Below are 16,643 nucleotides of genomic sequence, written 5' to 3'. Positions count from 1 at the left end.
CCGTCAGTCAGCTTGGGGGTTCTCTGCCAATGACGCAGCCAGTTGATCCAGTTCGTCCTTGATGGCGTCCTGCACCTTGTCACGGGCTGTTTGATAAATCTCGATGATCCGGATGCCGGTTGGCGTCAGGGTCGCGCCACCATGCGCACGTCCGCCGATACTGGTTTCGATTACAGGCTCTCTGAAACACTTGTTTAGCTCGTCAATCAGCAGCCATGCCCGGCGATAGGACATCCCCATCGACCGTGCTGCGGCCGAAATCGAACGATGCTCTTCGACCGCGCGCAACAGATCTACCTTGCCATAGCCAAGGCGCACTGCGCCGGGCAGTTCAATTTTCAGTCGGACTTTAAGATCATCACCAGTCATTGCGACACAATATCCCGACCGGCATTTGACCGCCAAGATCAAAGATCGTCATGCGCCGCGCCAAATGGTGAATATGTGTCGTCAGGCAACCGGCGTGATCAGTTCACCGCGATCATCCCAGGCGTTGAGATTATCGACAACAAGCTGTGCCATTGCGTCGCGTGTTTCAACCGTGCCGCTGGCGTGATGCGGATAGAGGACAACATTATCAAGCGCGGCAAAGGCGCGGTCCATATGCGGTTCGTTGTAAAACACATCCAAACCCGCCCCTGCGATCACTTTATTCTGCAAGGCGTCTATCAGTGCCGGCTCATCGACAACCGAACCGCGTGCAATATTAATTACAAAGCCATCTGCCCCCAATGCAGACAGAACATCGGCATTGATGATGCCCTGTGTCGCAGCCCCACCCGGGCAGGACAGCATCAGAATATCTGCCCAACGCGCCAGTTCGACAAGATCGTCAAAGAACTGGTAATCGACCGGCTTGGGGTTGCGGCCAAAATAACCGATCTCAAGCCCGCTTGGTTCTGCCCGCGATGCAATCGCTTGCCCGATCCGGCCAAGCCCGACGATGCCGAGCTTCTTACCCCGCACAGACCGGGTTAGTGCCATCAGCCCGTTGGCAGACCATTTGCCACTGCGTGCCCAATCGTCACCTGCCACCAGATTGCGCAAAGCCGCGTGCATCAGCATGATTGCGGTATCGGCCACATCATCGGTCAGGATATCGGGGGTGGTTGAAACCCGAATACCGCGCGCACGGCAGGCTTCAAGATCAATCAGATCATGTCCAACACCGAAACTTGTGATGACTTCGAGATTGGGAAGCCGGTCCATCAATTCGACAGACAATCCAAACCGCGCCGAAGTCACCACCGCAGTGATCTTGTCCCCCGTCTCATTCAGAAAAGCCTCGGCATCTTTGATAAGATCAAAACGATGCAGATCATACCGCCCGGCAAGCAGGGCGGTATAGGCCGGACGAATGTCGGTGATGGCAAGCACGGATCGGATCATGGTCAGGCTTTCGTTGGGGCAACCAAGGTTCGAAGCTATCCAAATCAACCTTGTGAAACAAGTTGATAAGGAAAACAACAGCACCCCGAAAATGCGTTTAACAATTCTCTCTTAACAAGAAAGTTCCACGCCATCTGATATCCGCCATGACGCGACAGGTTTCTGGCATCCTGATGAAAAGAAGGTTTTCACCTATGGCCATCCTGCACCTTTACGAGTTTGCGAAAGCCCCGACGACCATAGATCAAACATAAAGAAGCCCGACCACCGGACGAAACGGGTGATCGGGCGAGGAATAAGGGAAACTTTTATTGTGGTTTCTTGGGGGAGGTTAACCTTGCTGGCGCACGGCATCGGCGATTGCCTTGCCGCAGGTTACGGTATTTGCCGTACCGCCAAGGTCGCCGGTGCGCAGTTCCTTGGACAACAGAACCTGTTCAATTGCCCGCATGATCCCGTCATGGGCATCGGTATGACCAAGATGATCAAGCATCATTGCCCCGGACCAGATCTGGCCAATCGGGTTGGCAATGCCTTTGCCCGCAATATCCGGTGCCGAACCATGGACCGGCTCGAACAGGGACGGGAATTTGCGTTCCGGATTGATATTGCCCGACGGGGCGATACCAATCGTTCCGGTACAAGCCGGACCAAGGTCAGACAGGATATCGCCAAACAGGTTGGACGCGACAACAACGTCAAAGCGATCCGGATTCATGACAAACTGGGCGGTCAGAATATCGATATGATATTTGTCCCAGCTTACATCCGGATAGGACTTTGCCATTTCGATAACGCGCTCGTCCCAATATGGCATGGTGATCGAAATGCCATTGGACTTGGTCGCCGATGTCAAATGCTTGCGCGGGCGTTTCTGGGCCAGTTCGAACGCGTATTTCAGGATGCGATCAACACCGACACGCGACATGACGGTTTCCTGAATGACAATCTCGCGATCTGTCCCCGGATACATTTTCCCGCCGACCGAAGAATATTCACCTTCGGTGTTTTCGCGAACCACATAGAAATCAATATCACCCGGCTTGCGACCGGCAAGTGGTGAAGGCACACCGGGCATCAATTTGGCCGGACGCAAATTGACATACTGATCAAAATCCCGCCGGAACTGGATTAGCGACCCCCACAGTGAAATGTGATCGGGAACCGTATCAGGCCAGCCCACTGCACCAAAGAAGATGGCGTCATGATTGCCAATCTGACTTTTCCAGTCATCAGGCATCATCTGACCATGTTTAAGATAATAGTCACAGGATCCGAATTCGAACGTATCAAATGTCAGACCAATCCCGTAGACCTCGGCAGCGGCTTCAAGAACGCGCACGCCTTCGGGCATGACTTCCGTGCCGATACCATCACCGGCAATCACCGCGATCTTATGTTTGTTACCAGCCATTTGAACTTTTCCTCCTCTGAATATCGTCAGGTCGTCGGCACGCTTTGACAGGTGGAAACCGGCCTTATTCGTTGGGGCTACCCTGCTGCGCAGTTGTCACCACATCCGAACCTGCGATGTTTTTCCGAACAATATGTGCAGTGTAGATTTTTTAATTATTCAGTATAATTTCTGATTATTTATTTCATTCTGTCGCACAGGTTAATAATGTCATCAGATAGTGATCTCGGGTTTTTCGTCCTTCTGGTTCGCAAGGGAAGCCTGAGTGCCGCAGCCCAGGAGCTTAATCTGTCTCCGCCTGCTGTCAGCAAACGGCTGGCAAAGCTTGAAGACCGGCTGGGCGTGCGATTGCTGAACCGCACGACACGACGGATCAGCATGACCAGCGAGGGCGAAGCCTATTATCAAAGCGCCATCCGGATCATGCACGACATCGAGGAACTCGAAGAACGGGTTTCGCATGCAAGCGAAAACCCCAGCGGTCTTTTGCGCATTAATGCCACCTTCGGCTTTGGTCGCAAATATGTCGCCCCGGTAATCGCCGAGTTTTCCCACCTGTACCCCAATGTCGAAGTACAGCTTCTTTTGACAGACGCCCCGATGAATATGGTCGAAGAAGGCATTGATCTTGGCATCCGTATCGGTGGCTTGCCCAATTCACGTATCCGGGCCCGCAAGCTTCTGGATAACCGGCGCTTTCTATGTGCGGCACCGGCCTATATCGAAAAGCACGGCATGCCGCGTAATCTGACCGATCTGATCAACCACAATTGCATCATCCTGCGTCAGGACAATGATGTTTATGATGTCTGGAAATTACAGCGTGGTCAGCATTCCGAAACCGTCAAGGTTCACGGCACACTCAGCAGCAATGATGGCGAGATCGCGCTTGGCTGGGTGATGGACGGGCTGGGCATCATGCTGCGTTCCGAATGGGATATTGCGCGCCACGTCAATGCCGGTCGCCTGCAACTGGTCTTGCCGCACTATGCTCATGTCGATGCCGATATTTACGCTGTCTATCCGGAACGTCATAACCTGTCGGCAAAGGTCCGTATTTTCATCGACTTCCTGCACCGGAACTTGCGCAGGAATGCGACAGCATCCATTCAATAGATGTGACGCCAAATGGCGGATACCGAACAAAAAACGGGCACCCGCAGACGAAGCTGACGATGCCCGGAGAGTGGGAAGAATGAAAAATCCGACGATTACTTGCTGAGATCCTCAAATAAGCGGGCGACGGCTTCTGCTCCCGGGTCGATGTGACCTTCCAGCTGCTGGGCATTGATATAGGACGCACGCCCTGCCTTGGCCTTCACGATGGTCGAGGTATGAACAGCCCCTTTGCGCGCAGCATAGGCCGCAGCCCCCATGCCCTTGGCCTCAAGTGCATCGAGGGCAGGTTTCAGGGCATCGACCATGGTGCGATCCCCCAATTGCGCACCACCGATTTGCTGCATGCGTTCCAACCCGTCCTTCAGGGCTGATACCATCGAACGGCCGCTTGATGCCGCATCACCGGCAGCGGTAAAGAAAATCGCCAGAAGTACGCCCGATGATCCGCCCATTGTCTGGCTCAACTCCTGCCCGATGGCGCGCAGAAGCTGGGTGTGATCTGCCAGCGGCAAACGATCCAGCGCCCCCATCAGTGCCCTCGCCGCACCGGCCAATGTCGATCCGGTATCGCCATCCCCGGATTTGGCATCAAGAGCATTCAGATCGCTTTCTGCATCAATCAGCACGTGACAGCATTGCGTCAGAAACGCTGCGGTCTGGCGATGTTCCGACGGGATCGGCTGGATCGGCGTAAGACCATCAGGCAGTTCGACAATACTCACCGGCTTGATCGGATGGCATCCGGGCCAGGCCGCAGGCGCGCAGGGGGCAGAAAGCCACGCATGATCCTCGGCACTCAGCGGATAGACCGAAACCGAAAAACCGCGCATATCAAGTGACGTCATCATTGCCGCCGGACCGACAATGAATTTCAGGTTCTTGGCAATGGACGAATTGGCCAGATCATTGGCAAGGATCGCCATTTCAAGCACCGAAGTTCCGCCAAGATTATTGAGCAACACCACATGCGGCTTGTTTTCCACCACTGCCGCAAGTTTCGCCGTGACGGCCGCCATAGCCTGTTCGGCATTGTGATAATCAATCTGCTGAACGCCCGCCTCGCCGTGAATGCCAAGACCAAGTTCGGCCTTACCGGCCTCGATCCGGTTTTCCTTGGGAGACCCCGGCACCGTACATGTATCAAGCGACATACCGATCGACTTTGTTCCGGCGATAACCCGCTCCGCAGCTGCGGTTACATCCTCAAGGGATGCACCACTTTCGGCCATCGCACCGGCGATCTTGTGCACGAACAATGTGCCCGCAACGCCGCGCGGCTGTGGAAGATCGGGCAAGGCAATATCATCATCGACAATGACAATATTGACCTTAAGCCCAAAGGCCCGCGCCCGTTCAGCCGCTAGACCAAAATTAAGCCGGTCACCGGTATAGTTTTTGACAATCAACAGACATCCGGCCGGGCCCGTTACTGACAGAATACCGGCAAGGACGGCGTCAACGGACGGGGATGCAAATACATCACCGCACACAGCAGCTGTCAGCATACCCGCACCGACAAAACCGGCATGGGCGGGTTCATGACCGGAACCACCCCCTGAAACCAGTGCAACCTTGGACTTGTCCCAGTCATTGCGCACCACCACGCGAATATGTGGATAGCCGTCAATTCGGGCCAGTCTGCCACCTGATGCCTTGATTACACCGTCGATGGCCTCGGTTACGATTGCGTCTTTATTGTTTATGAATTGGGCCATATTGAACTCCTTCAGGCCACCCGAGCGCCGTCGGCGCCGAAGTAGAATGGTTTGCTCGGACGAATTTTAACGATGTCACCGTTTTTAAGTTCGGTATGCGCATCTGTGACCGTAATCAGGTCATGCGACTTGAATGTCAGATGAAGCCGGGTCTGATCCCCCAGATGCTCCACCCTTTGAACAAAGCTGTCCTCACCCTCGCCCTGAATGATCTGTTCGGGGCGCAGGCCGATATTGACGGCGCCGGTGGGCGCACCGGCAAAAACGTCAGCTGGCAGAACGTTGATGCGCGGCTGGCCAAGACGACTGGCCGCATAGATGCTGACCGGGTCTTCATAAATCTCGCGCGGGGAGCCGAACTGCACCAGCCGCCCGTGATCTAGCACCCCGACATGGGTTGCCATGGTCATGGCTTCGATCTGATCGTGAGTAACATAAAGCAATGTTGCCCCTGAATCCGCCTGAATGGATTTAAGCTCCACCCTGAGGTCCGCACGCAATTTCGCATCCAGAGAACTCAGTGGTTCATCCATCAGATAGACCGAAGGTTTACGGACCAGTGCACGACCGATTGAGACGCGCTGCATTTCACCACCTGAAAGCTCGGTCGCCTTATTATCAAGCTTGTGCCTGATCTGAAGGATGTCGGCGATTTCATCGACCTTGCGCCTGATCTGATCTTGCGGGGTTTTCAGGATCGGGGATTTCAGCGGGAATTCCAGATTTTCACGCACCGTCATATGCGGATACAGCGAATATTGCTGGAACACCATGGCGACATTGCGCTGGGCGGGTGTCAACCCGGTCATGTCACGCCCGCCGATCATGATGTGGCCGGCATCAGGTACATCAAGCCCCGACACCATTCGAAGTGTCGTTGTCTTGCCCGCCCCGGTCGGCCCAAGAAGAACCACAAACGACCCGTCGGGAATTGTCATTGTGACATTATCAAGTGCCACATCAGCACCAAAACGCTTGGTGACACCGCTTAGACTTACCTCAGCCATGACGAAGTACTCCTTCGTTTCCTTCTGACCGCAATGCTCGTCCCTGCCGGGCGTCAAACAAGGTGATCGTTCTTGGATCAAACCCAAGGCCTACCAATTGTCCGTCATTGACAACTTCATGACTTGCGACCCGTGCCTTGAGCAGCCCGTTGGGCGTATCAAAAGTCACGATCTGGGTCGTTCCAAGATATTCGGTTGCGATCACGCGCCCCCGATAGTCCGCCGTGTCATCAAACTTCACATGTTCTGGCCGCACACCAAATGTCAGTTTGCCATTGGCACCTTCGCGACTTGCGGGCACCTGGATGGCAACATCATTAAGCCGGACTTCCGTACCACCGGTGCCAATCATGCCCTCGAACTCAAGAAAATTCATCGGAGGCGATCCGATAAACTGGGCAACAAACTTGGTTGCGGGCCAGTCATAAATGTCCTGAGGAACACCAAACTGCTCAACAACACCGTGATTCATCACGACAATCTTGTCGCCCATCTGCATCGCTTCGAGCTGGTCATGGGTGACATAAACGGTGGTCGCCCCCATCCGGTCATGCAAGGCACGCAGCTCTTCTGCCATATGTTCACGGAACTCGGCGTCAAGCGCCCCAAGCGGTTCGTCCATAAAGAATGCTTTGGGATCACGCACAATCGCACGCCCCAGCGCCACACGTTGACGGTCACCGCCCGAAAGACCGCCCACTGGACGATCAAGGATGTCGTTGATGCCAAGAATTTCGGCGACCTCGCCGACTTTCTTGTTCACATCCGCAGACTTCATTCCCTGACTTTTAAGCGGATAGCTGATATTGCCCCGTACATTCATGTGCGGATAAAGTGCGAACATCTGAAAGACAAAGGCAATATCACGCTGACTTGCCGGTTTCTGACCGACTTCCTCGCCATCGATATAGATCTGTCCGCTTGTCGGCAGCTCAAGCCCGGCCATCATACGAAGCGTTGTGGTCTTGCCACAGCCTGACGGGCCAAGAAGCATAAAGAATTCGCCATCTTCAATGGTAAAACTCGAAGACTGAACCGCTGTAAATGCCCCGAATTCCTTGCGCACGTTTTCAATTCTTATCTGTGCCATGGGTCACTCCGGGAAGTGGCTGACGACGATGAACATTACAGTTCCCGTCAGCGTGATAATGAAAGAATAGGTATATAGCGTGATCGCAACAGGCTGCATCAGCATGATCACGCCGAGTGCGATCAAAACCGATGCCACCATTTCCCAGGGCCCGCGGCGCATTCTAAATAATCCGTTGATGAAATCATTCATTTGCGTACCGCTCCGAAGGTGATCCCGCGCAACAGATGTTTGCGCAGCAAAATGGTAAAGACCATGACCGGCACAAGGAAGATGGTGGCACCCGCCGCCACCGCGGGCCAATCCTTGCCGCCAACACCAATGATTGTTGGAATAAAGGGAGGTGCGGTCTGTGCTGTGCCTGAGGTCAGCAGAACAGCAAAGGCATATTCGTTCCAGGCAAAGATCAGACAGAAGATTGCCGTTGATGCGATACCGGTTGCCGCCTGTGGCAACACCACCTTGTAGAAGGCCTGAAACCGGGTATAGCCATCAATCAGCGCTGCTTCTTCGTATTCGATGGGGATTTCGTCAATGAAGCCCTTTAACAGCCACACCGACAATGAAAGGTTCACCCCGGTATAAAGCAGGATCATGCCCAGATGGGTGTCATTCAGACCAAGGTTCCTGAACATCAAAAAGATCGGAATAGCGACTGCAATAGGCGGCATCATGCGGGTCGACAGGATAAAGAACAGAAGATCATCCTTGAGCGGCACACGGAACCGGCTGAACGCATAGGCCGCAGCCGTCCCGAGGATCATGCAAAGTGCGGTAGAGCCAAATCCGATGATGACGGAGTTCAGAAACCGTTCGCCATAGCGCGACGGACCACTAATGACAGTCCCCTGATCACGCGCAATCTGTTCGTACCAGTTTTTTGGTTCGCCCTGCGCTTCAAGCATGTCGGGCGTTGCACGGGTCCGCTCGGTAAAGAGGTTCACATAGCCTTCCAGTGATGGCTCGAACACAACTTTGGGCGGATAGGCAATGGAATCAGCGGGGGATTTGAACCCGGTCGCAATGATCCAGAGTAACGGGGCGATCGTGATCAAGGCATAGCCGACAACAAGCACCCCGGCGAACCACTTGGTTCCCTTGTTTGGTTCTGTAACAGAAAAACTCATCTTTCTTTTACCTTGTTCAGCGCTTTGACATAGATCGACGCAAGGCCAAACACAGTCACAAACAGGATCACGGCATAGGCCGACGAATATCCCGTGCGCCACTTTTCAAAGGCTTCGCGTTTCAGATCAATTGAGGTCAAGGTTGTCGTATTGCCCGGTCCGCCACCAGTCAGCTGCACCACAAGATCAAACATCTTGAAGTTCTCAATCCCGCGGAACAGGACTGCCAGCATCAGGAATGGCAATACCATCGGAATGGTAATGGTCCAGAACTGACGCCATTTCGAGGCACGGTCGCATTCGGCGGCTTCATAGATGCTGTTGGGGATGGATCGAAGACCGGCAAGACAGATCAGCATCACAAACGGTGTCCACATCCATGTATCGGCAATAATGATCGCCCAAGGGGCAAGATCGACATCCCCGATCATGGAAAAGCTTGCCGGGTCGGCACCGCTAAAGAAGGCAATGACATAGTTGAACAGGCCAATTTGCGGCTGATACAGGAATGTCCAGAAATTGCCGACAACTGCAGGCGACAGCATCATCGGGAAGACGATGATCGTCGTCCAAAGGTCATTCCCCCTGAATTTCTTGTTGATCAGAAATGCCAGCATGAAGCCGATCAGGACCTGCAAGACGATGGTCCAGATCAGGAAATGCGCTGTTGCCTGCATCGTGTGCCAGATGTCGCTGTCCGTCAGGATACGTTCATAGTTGCGCAGACCAACCCATTCGACAGCTCGATTGGGGCGGTTCACCCGGCTGTTAGTAAAACTGAGCCATACGGTCCAGATCAGCGGAAAGATATTGATCGCCAGCAAAAGGAAAATCGTCGGTGCGACGAATATCCAGGCAATGCTTCGATCTGACAGGCCACGAATATGGCGCGCCACGCTGTCTGGCGTTGCCTTGGCGATTTTCTCGATCGGAATATTGTTCATTGTTGATGCCCTTAGCCGCGTGGTTATCCCACACAGTCTCTACTTGGTCGCAGGATTGGTCCCGGCGTGATCACGCCGCGCCGGGACCGGTCCAGATCCAATCGTCCTGGAAAACCGGGACTTAGAGCTTGCCTTCGTCTTCAAAGACTTCGGTCCAGTCCTTGACCAGACCGTCAAGCGCTTCCTTGGCCGTGCCCTCGCCGGCAACGACATAGTTGTGGACGCGCTCCTGCATTGACAAAAGCAAATCGGCATAGGCAGGTTCAGCCCAGAAATCCTTCACGATCGCCATGCTATCAAGGAAGGTCTGCGCATAGGGCTGGCTGCTTGCAAATCCGGGGTCCTCGACCACAGCACGCAGGGCAGAATAGCCACCAAGTTCCCACCAGCGCGCCTGAATTTCAGGCTGGGCGAACCATTTGATATATTCAAGTGCGGCATCCTGCTTGTCGGAATAAGCGACAACAGAAATCCCCTGACCGCCAAGCTGGGCGAACTGACCTGCCGGTCCTGCAGGGTTGGGAAAATAGCCGGACTTGCCATGGCCCACATTCGGGTCGGCCTCGACGCCCGGCCAGATGAAGGCGAAGTTCATCTGAAGAGCGACCTGACCTGATTTATAAGCATCGATATCTTCGCTCATATACCAGTTCGACGATCCCGGAGGGGTCGCGGTGTCATAGAGGTCCTTGTAATATTCAAGACCGGCAACCGCACCGTCGGAATTCACAAAGCCGTCAAGGTCATATGGCTTGTTGGGGTTTTCGTACTGGAAACCGTAGTTATAAAGGGCGTTGGTGACGCCCATTGTGATCCCTTCCGAACCGCGTTCGGTATAGATCGCGGCACCGTAAACAGTGGTGCCATCAATTTCGCGCCCCTGGAAGAACTGCGCAATGTCCTTAAGCTCTTCAAGGGTTACCGGAACACCAAGGTCACGACCGTACTTGGCCTTGAACTCTTTCTGGATTTCCGGACGCTCGAACCAGTCCTTGCGATAGGTCCAGCCAACCACATCACCAAAGGCCGGAAGCGCATAGTAGTTCGGGGTATTTTTCGGCCATTCGGCGTAACCGGTAACTGTTGCCGGAATAAAATCGGCCATGTCGATATTGTTGGCGGCAAAGAAGTCATTAAGTTTGACGTAGTGACCGTTTTCGGCGCCACCGCCAATCCACTGGCTATCCCCGATCATCAGATCACACAGCTTGCCGCCGGAATTAAGCTCGTTGAGCATGCGATCCGCAAACGACGTCCAAGGCACGAATTCGAAATGCATGGTATTGCCGCTTTTGGCTTCGAAGTCTTTGGACAACTCGACCAAGGCGTTTGCAGGATCCCACGCCGCCCAGCACAGGGTCAGATCTTCTGCCGATGCTACACCCGGTAGCGAACCGGCAACGATTGCCGTTGCGGCAAGCGTCTTCAAACCTACTGATTTCATTTTATTTTTCCTCCCGTTGGAATGTCGCGGCTTTTTAGCGACTGACGCACTTCTACCACAAGTTTTTGAGGTACGCACCTCAAAATGAGCATTTTTTGAGTTACGCACCTCAAATTTCTTGCGGAGACGTGCTCAATGGTTGAGGGTAAGATAAGAAAAACAGAGCGATTTGGGCCTGCAAAATAAATGAGACCAACAACTAAAGACCTCGCCAAAGCGGCCGGTGTGAGCCTTGCAACCATTGATCGCGTACTCAATGGTCGATCCGGCGTTCGGCAAAAGACGATCGATGCCGTTAACGAAGCAATTGCGCGTATTGGTTTCGAACGCAATCAGGTCGCTGCAACGCTGGCCCGCCAAAAGGGATATCGCTTCGGCTTTGTCGTTCCGCGCTCTGGCGACGAATTTCTTGATGTGATTCTCAAGCATATTTCCGAATTTGACCAAGCCAGTCGCGCTGAAATGATCCAGACCAAAATTGTGCGCATAGACGAACACGATCCGCACCGTGCTGCCAAAACCCTGTCGCGCCTGTCTGCTGATGATTATGATGGCATTGCGATCATGGCACCTGAAACCCCGCAGATTCGTGATGCCCTGCATCGTATGCGCGAACGCGGGATCGAGACCGTCGCAATCATTTCCAATCAACAGGAAGAAGACAGCCAGTCATTCGTCGGAATCGATAACGTTGCCGCCGGGGCAACGGCAGGTCGACTGATGGCCCGCTTCCTGGGCAATGTCAGCGGATCAATTCTGGTGCTGGCCGAGACCATGCAGGCACGTGACAGCCTCGAGCGTCGACTGGGCTTTGATCGCGTGTTGACGCCGAACTATCCGCATCTTCACGCCTTGCCTACACTTGAAACACACGGCTATCAGGAGCGGACAGGCGTTGTTCTGAAGAACGCTTTTGCCGCCCATGATGATATTGTCGGGCTTTACATCATGGGATCGGAAGCCCGCGTTGCAATCGATTTTGCCCAACAACTGCGTGGGGGCAGCAAGCTGATCACCATTGCTCATGAACGCACCCCCTCGACCGAACAGGCATTGCGTGACAACAGACTGGATGCTCTGATCAATCAAGACCCGGGACATATCGTTCGCAGCGCTGTTCGGACCTTGCGGGCCAAATGCGAAAATCGCGAAACCCTCGCATCACAGGAACGCATTCGTGTAGAAATCCTGCTTGCCGAAAACCTCTAGTCCGATGGCCGCCCTGCTTCCGATCACCACTCAACAGCACTCTGTGCAGGTGCACACACCGGCACAGAGAACACTTGGTGATGCGAACGATCTTCCTGAAACCGGCTGGTAATCAACAAAACCGATCAACAAAAAAAGCGCGGCATCCTTGCGGGCCGCGCTTTTTTATTTGTCATACAATTAGGATCAGTCGTCGTTCACGCAGACCTGACGCTGGGTCCCCAGACCATCAATGCCGAGTTCAACCACGTCTCCGGCCTTCAGATAGCGCGGCGGGGTGAAGCCAAGACCAACACCCGGGGGCGTACCGGTCGAAATGATATCGCCCGGATGCAGGGTGAAGAACTGCGACAGATAGGAAATCAGGTGTGGCACACGATAGACCATGGTCGCGGTCGAGCCATCCTGAACGCGTTCGCCATTCACTTCCAGCCACATGCCAAGATTGTCGAAATCGCCCACTTCATCCGGCGTCACAAGCCACGGACCGGTCGGACCGAAATTGTCTGATGATTTGCCCTTGGACCACTGACCGGCACGCTCGATCTGATAGGCGCGTTCGGAAACATCGTTGATCAGGCAGAAACCGGCAACGTGATCAAGTGCATCTGCTTCGGAAACATACTTGGCCTTTTTGCCGATCACGAAGCCAAGTTCGACTTCCCAGTCGGTCTTTTCCGAGCCACGCGGGATGATGATCGGATCGTTCGGGCCGCAAATTGCCGAGGTATATTTGGCAAAGATGATCGGCTCTGGCGGCACTTCCAGACCCGATTCTGCGGCGTGGTCGGCATAGTTCAGACCGATGCAGATGAATTTGCCGGTCTGGCCAACACAGGCACCAAGGCGCTGTTCGCCTTCAACCAGCGGCAGACTTTCCGGATCGATTGACTTCAGATCATCAAGGCGGGTCAGAACGTCGCCTGCGATATCATCGACATGGGCCGAAAGGTCGCGCAGATTGCCGTTGGCATCAACCAGTGCGGGTTTTTCTGCACCGCGTTCTCCGTAACGTGCGAACTTCATATTTCGTCCAATCCTTTGTTCAAATTCCGATCAGGCGGTCCAGCCACCATCAACAACATGCCCGGCCCCTGCAACCGAGGCGATATTGATAATTGATCCCTCACCTTTTTCAAGCATTCCCGGCTGGACCGTACGGATCATTCTGAACTGGGATTTGACATTTATTTCAAAGGCCAAAGCCCATTCTTACTCCGTGACCTCAAGGATTGTCCCGTTGTCAACAATCCCTGCACAGTTAACAGGCCATCGACAGCGCCAATATCGTCAATCAATGCCGTAATGGCATTCTTGTTGGTCACATCAAATCTGTGGACCTCGATACCGTCAAGAGCCCCCAGCTCCGCAAGCGCTTCGGACCGGGAATTCCGACCGCAGGATCATTGAAAGACAAGTGCATTATTCACCCCACCGGGCGAGGAGGCCTATGCTGGCTGAAGTCGCCTCTCGAACCTCCAGTCCGGTAAGAGAGTTCACATAACCTGATCAGCCAGAGCCTGATGCCATCCAACAGGAAAGAACGAACCGGGCCTGAAGCCTGAAACCAGGCCCGGTTATAATTTCACAGCCCCATTTCACAGGACAGAAGCTGTTTTCCTATTTCGACAGTTTTTCAGTAATTTGACGAAACAGCTCCAGGTTTTCCTCGTCATGACCGACAGGATCAGGAGTGTGGCTTGCCTTGACGATCACCAGATTGTTTTCCGGGTCGACATAGATGAACTGGTGGAACAAACCGATCGCGGAATATGCATCTGATCCAGGAATCGTCCACCACTGGTACTGGTAACCAAAGGGCTCACCCTCAGCAGTTGGCTCAAACCCTTCGTCGGGGATCGTAGCTTCGTCAACCCAGTCGGCGGGAACAATCTGTTTGCCGTTTGCCTGCCCCTTGTTCAGGAACATCAGGCCAAACCGTGCATGATCACGCGCCGTAGCGTTAAGCCCGGCACCAAAAAACTCGCGCCCGACATCTTCCGGACCATCCATGACCCAATAAGCATCATTCTCCATACCCGCCGGTTTCCACAACTTTTCCGACATATATTCGGCACCGGTCTTGCCAACAGCGCGTTCAAGAACACATCCCAAAACACTGGTATCAAGTGTGGCGTAATTGAACACCTCGCCGGGCTTGTTCGGACTTGCCACAGAGTCATTGGCTGCGTAGTCGCACCAGCGGTATTTGTAGGCGACCAGAGAATTGTCATGAACCTGGGTTAACTGGGTATCGCTGCCAAACTGATAGATTTCCTGCCATTCCACGCCAGAGCGCATATGCAGAAGGTTGCGGATCGTCGGACCGTCATAGCCAGACCCCGCCATTTCGGGCAGATAATCAGTAACCTTGTCATCCAGACTTTTGATGAAACCATCGTCAAGAGCCAAGCCGATCAACGTCGAAACATAAGACTTCGCCACGGAAAAGGTCATGAAGCGCGTGTTGGCATCACTGCCGTTTCGGTAGCTTTCATGGACAATTGCCCCGTCCTTGACCACCACCAATGCATTGGTGGATGTAGCTTCAAGATACGCTGCAAGGGAAACCGTCTCGCCATCCAGCGTATAGCCATCATCAAGCGAAACCGGTTTCTCGGGAAGCACCCAGACATTATTGCCAGCCTTAACTGTACGGGTCGCAAAGATCTGGTCCATATGCTGAAAAGTTAGAACATTCAGCGCGGGTGAAAACATATGAGCACGAGCATTGATCATGGTTGGTGTCAACCAACGTGACGTCTCTTCCTTAGCAAGAGCCGGCGCCGTAATAGTAACGATGCCCGTAGCCACCAACGCGGCTGTCAAAAAACGATTTCGCGACAGCATTAAACAACCTCCCGTTTTCATCTTGATCTTGTTTTAATTCGTTCTGGCGTTTGCCGCCGTCGAACCAATTTCAAGCGCAGGCACTCAGCCCAGTTCGGCGCGTTCGATCAGAACAGCAATGCCCTGACCACCGCCGATGCAGGCGGAGGCGATGCCATAGCGACTGCCCGATCTGGTCAGTTCGCGCGCAAGCGTATTGGTAATACGCACACCGGTTGCGCCAAGCGGATGACCAATCGCGATTGCACCACCATTGACGTTGACCTTGTCCTCGTCCAAGCCAAGTTCGCGAATACATGCAATGATCTGCGCACCAAAGGCTTCGTTGATTTCGATCCGGTCGATCTGATCAAGAGTCAGACCGGTTTGATCAAGAACGGCCTGAATGGCTGGTACCGGGCCGATCCCCATGATTTCCGGCGGAACACCAACAGCCGCGCCCGCAATAATGCGCGCATGCGGTGTCAGACCGTTCCGCCTGGCATATTCGGAACTTCCCAGAACCACACCGGCAGCACCGTCAACCACGGCAGATGAATTACCGCCGGTCTGGACACCACCGAATGCCGGGCGCAACTTGGACAGGATTTCATACGGAGACGGGCGAATGTGACTGTCAGCGTCCACAGCTTCGACCTTGCGCGGGAGTTTGATGGTGCGCGGATTGCCGTTTTCCATTTCAAAGGTTTCGTTGGTCACGGCAACAACTTCACCACCGAGGAAACCGTTCTGCTGCGCACTGACCGCACGCGCAAAACTGCGTTCGGCAAACCGGTCGACTTCTTCGCGAGTAATTGAATATTTCTTTGCCAGATTTTCCGCCGTGTCGCCCATGGTGCAACTGACGGCAGGATCAAGAAGCGCTTCCCACAAGAAGTCCTTGAACTCAACCTGCCCCATCCGGAAACCGCTGCGATGGGTATAGGCAGCAATCGGATTGCGGCTCATGGATTCCGTTCCGACACACAACGCCAGATCGCCGCGCCCAAGAGAAATATGGTCGGCTGCCTGCAAGATGACTTCGATGCCGGTCCCGCAGATACGCTGTACAAGATGCGCTGGCCGGTCATACGGCACGCCCGCATACAACCCGATATGACGTGGCGTCATATAGGCATCGTACGAAGCCTGTGCCATCGAACCGGCAACCGTAAAATCGATATCAGCGGGGTTTACACCGGCATCGGCAATTGCAGCACGCGCAGCCTTGATCCCGAGATCAATCGGGGAAATCAAACCGAATGCGCCGGTATAGTCGACAAAGGGTGTGCGTTTGCCGCCAAGCAACCAAACATCTTCAAACTCGGTCCGCAGACCTTTGGAAATTGTAGCCAT

At 53.9% G+C, this 16,643-nt stretch carries 16 protein-coding genes; 2 read left to right on the top strand and 14 right to left on the bottom strand.

Annotation, left to right across the window (positions count from 1 at the left end; translation table 11 throughout):
* Positions 1 to 3: 3 nt before the first annotated feature.
* The 3 genes from ACTU44_RS06190 to ACTU44_RS06180 all read right to left on the bottom strand — a co-directional run bounded on the left by ACTU44_RS06190 (position 4) and on the right by ACTU44_RS06180 (position 2,803).
* Entirely contained in the window at positions 4 to 369 is a 366-nt protein-coding gene (locus tag ACTU44_RS06190; RefSeq protein ID WP_462096961.1) for a winged helix-turn-helix domain-containing protein, read from the bottom strand.
* Positions 370 to 450: 81 nt separating this feature from the next.
* Positions 451 to 1,389, bottom strand: a complete 939-nt coding sequence (locus tag ACTU44_RS06185) for a 2-hydroxyacid dehydrogenase (protein ID WP_462096960.1) — start codon at positions 1,387 to 1,389, stop codon at positions 451 to 453.
* 331 nt (positions 1,390 to 1,720) lie between these two features.
* Entirely contained in the window at positions 1,721 to 2,803 is a 1,083-nt protein-coding gene (locus ACTU44_RS06180; protein ID WP_462096959.1) for a tartrate dehydrogenase, read from the bottom strand.
* Between the two features lie 207 nt (positions 2,804 to 3,010).
* On the opposite strand from ACTU44_RS06180, the gene ACTU44_RS06175 reads away from it, so the two are divergent.
* Positions 3,011 to 3,919: a LysR family transcriptional regulator gene (locus tag ACTU44_RS06175; RefSeq protein ID WP_114099614.1), complete on the top strand. Its 909-nt coding sequence runs from the start codon at positions 3,011 to 3,013 to the stop codon at positions 3,917 to 3,919.
* Positions 3,920 to 4,014: 95 nt separating this feature from the next.
* On the opposite strand, the gene ACTU44_RS06170 is transcribed toward ACTU44_RS06175, so the two are convergent.
* From ACTU44_RS06170 to ACTU44_RS06140, 7 genes are all read right to left on the bottom strand, one after another.
* Positions 4,015 to 5,637, bottom strand: coding sequence for a dihydroxyacetone kinase subunit DhaK (locus ACTU44_RS06170; protein WP_462096958.1), 1,623 nt, complete (start codon positions 5,635 to 5,637; stop codon positions 4,015 to 4,017).
* 11 nt (positions 5,638 to 5,648) lie between these two features.
* Complete coding sequence (locus ACTU44_RS06165; protein WP_462096957.1) at positions 5,649 to 6,644, bottom strand: ABC transporter ATP-binding protein; 996 nt, start codon at positions 6,642 to 6,644, stop codon at positions 5,649 to 5,651.
* Positions 6,637 to 7,734 (bottom strand): ABC transporter ATP-binding protein, encoded by a 1,098-nt coding sequence (locus ACTU44_RS06160; RefSeq protein ID WP_462096956.1) that lies wholly within the window; start codon positions 7,732 to 7,734, stop codon positions 6,637 to 6,639. Before ACTU44_RS06160 ends, ACTU44_RS06165 begins: the two co-directional genes overlap by 8 nt.
* A 3-nt stretch (positions 7,735 to 7,737) precedes the next feature.
* Entirely contained in the window at positions 7,738 to 7,926 is a 189-nt protein-coding gene (locus tag ACTU44_RS06155) for a hypothetical protein (protein ID WP_462096955.1), read from the bottom strand.
* A complete protein-coding gene (locus tag ACTU44_RS06150; RefSeq protein WP_114099619.1) occupies positions 7,923 to 8,861 on the bottom strand; it encodes a carbohydrate ABC transporter permease in 939 nt (312 codons plus the stop codon). The genes ACTU44_RS06155 and ACTU44_RS06150 overlap by 4 nt, the downstream gene beginning before the upstream one ends.
* On the bottom strand, positions 8,858 to 9,805 hold the full coding sequence (locus ACTU44_RS06145) for a carbohydrate ABC transporter permease (RefSeq protein WP_336080263.1): 948 nt from the start codon (positions 9,803 to 9,805) through the stop codon (positions 8,858 to 8,860). Before ACTU44_RS06145 ends, ACTU44_RS06150 begins: the two co-directional genes overlap by 4 nt.
* 121 nt (positions 9,806 to 9,926) lie before the next feature.
* Entirely contained in the window at positions 9,927 to 11,249 is a 1,323-nt protein-coding gene (locus ACTU44_RS06140) for an ABC transporter substrate-binding protein (protein WP_114099621.1), read from the bottom strand.
* 186 nt (positions 11,250 to 11,435) lie between these two features.
* Between ACTU44_RS06140 and ACTU44_RS06135 the strand changes: the two genes are divergently transcribed.
* Positions 11,436 to 12,458, top strand: a complete 1,023-nt coding sequence (locus ACTU44_RS06135; RefSeq protein WP_114099622.1) for a LacI family DNA-binding transcriptional regulator — start codon at positions 11,436 to 11,438, stop codon at positions 12,456 to 12,458.
* A 186-nt stretch (positions 12,459 to 12,644) separates the two neighbouring features.
* Here the strand turns inward: ACTU44_RS06135 and ACTU44_RS06130 are convergent, their stop codons facing one another.
* The 4 genes from ACTU44_RS06130 to ACTU44_RS06115 all read right to left on the bottom strand — a co-directional run bounded on the left by ACTU44_RS06130 (position 12,645) and on the right by ACTU44_RS06115 (position 16,643).
* Positions 12,645 to 13,484, bottom strand: coding sequence for a fumarylacetoacetate hydrolase family protein (locus ACTU44_RS06130; RefSeq protein WP_462096954.1), 840 nt, complete (start codon positions 13,482 to 13,484; stop codon positions 12,645 to 12,647).
* Between the two features lie 30 nt (positions 13,485 to 13,514).
* A complete protein-coding gene (locus tag ACTU44_RS06125; RefSeq protein ID WP_114100079.1) occupies positions 13,515 to 13,661 on the bottom strand; it encodes an SDR family NAD(P)-dependent oxidoreductase in 147 nt (48 codons plus the stop codon).
* 417 nt (positions 13,662 to 14,078) lie between these two features.
* Positions 14,079 to 15,197, bottom strand: a complete 1,119-nt coding sequence (locus ACTU44_RS06120; RefSeq protein ID WP_462096953.1) for a serine hydrolase domain-containing protein — start codon at positions 15,195 to 15,197, stop codon at positions 14,079 to 14,081.
* 195 nt (positions 15,198 to 15,392) lie between these two features.
* Positions 15,393 to 16,643 carry a thiolase family protein gene (locus ACTU44_RS06115; protein ID WP_462096952.1) on the bottom strand — a complete coding sequence of 417 codons (1,251 nt, stop codon included), beginning with the start codon at positions 16,641 to 16,643 and terminating at the stop codon, positions 15,393 to 15,395.

This window comes from Thalassospira sp. SM2505 (assembly GCF_054901115.1).
Note: the sequence above shows the minus strand (reverse complement) of the source record. Positions and strands in the feature narration are given on the sequence as shown.

Excerpts from the sequence above, each read along its gene's own strand:
- ACTU44_RS06190 (WP_462096961.1), bottom strand. The coding sequence starts at position 369 with ATGACTGGTGATGATCTTAAAGTCCGACTGAAAATTGAACTGCCCGGC.
- ACTU44_RS06185 (WP_462096960.1), bottom strand. The coding sequence starts at position 1,389 with ATGATCCGATCCGTGCTTGCCATCACCGACATTCGTCCGGCCTATACC.
- ACTU44_RS06180 (WP_462096959.1), bottom strand. The coding sequence starts at position 2,803 with ATGGCTGGTAACAAACATAAGATCGCGGTGATTGCCGGTGATGGTATC.
- ACTU44_RS06175 (WP_114099614.1), top strand. The coding sequence starts at position 3,011 with ATGTCATCAGATAGTGATCTCGGGTTTTTCGTCCTTCTGGTTCGCAAG.
- ACTU44_RS06170 (WP_462096958.1), bottom strand. The coding sequence starts at position 5,637 with ATGGCCCAATTCATAAACAATAAAGACGCAATCGTAACCGAGGCCATC.
- ACTU44_RS06165 (WP_462096957.1), bottom strand. The coding sequence starts at position 6,644 with ATGGCTGAGGTAAGTCTAAGCGGTGTCACCAAGCGTTTTGGTGCTGAT.
- ACTU44_RS06160 (WP_462096956.1), bottom strand. The coding sequence starts at position 7,734 with ATGGCACAGATAAGAATTGAAAACGTGCGCAAGGAATTCGGGGCATTT.
- ACTU44_RS06155 (WP_462096955.1), bottom strand. The coding sequence starts at position 7,926 with ATGAATGATTTCATCAACGGATTATTTAGAATGCGCCGCGGGCCCTGG.
- ACTU44_RS06150 (WP_114099619.1), bottom strand. The coding sequence starts at position 8,861 with ATGAGTTTTTCTGTTACAGAACCAAACAAGGGAACCAAGTGGTTCGCC.
- ACTU44_RS06145 (WP_336080263.1), bottom strand. The coding sequence starts at position 9,805 with ATGAACAATATTCCGATCGAGAAAATCGCCAAGGCAACGCCAGACAGC.
- ACTU44_RS06140 (WP_114099621.1), bottom strand. The coding sequence starts at position 11,249 with ATGAAATCAGTAGGTTTGAAGACGCTTGCCGCAACGGCAATCGTTGCC.
- ACTU44_RS06135 (WP_114099622.1), top strand. The coding sequence starts at position 11,436 with ATGAGACCAACAACTAAAGACCTCGCCAAAGCGGCCGGTGTGAGCCTT.
- ACTU44_RS06130 (WP_462096954.1), bottom strand. The coding sequence starts at position 13,484 with ATGAAGTTCGCACGTTACGGAGAACGCGGTGCAGAAAAACCCGCACTG.
- ACTU44_RS06120 (WP_462096953.1), bottom strand. The coding sequence starts at position 15,197 with ATGATCAATGCTCGTGCTCATATGTTTTCACCCGCGCTGAATGTTCTA.
- ACTU44_RS06115 (WP_462096952.1), bottom strand. The coding sequence starts at position 16,643 with ATGGCTACAATTTCCAAAGGTCTGCGGACCGAGTTTGAAGATGTTTGG.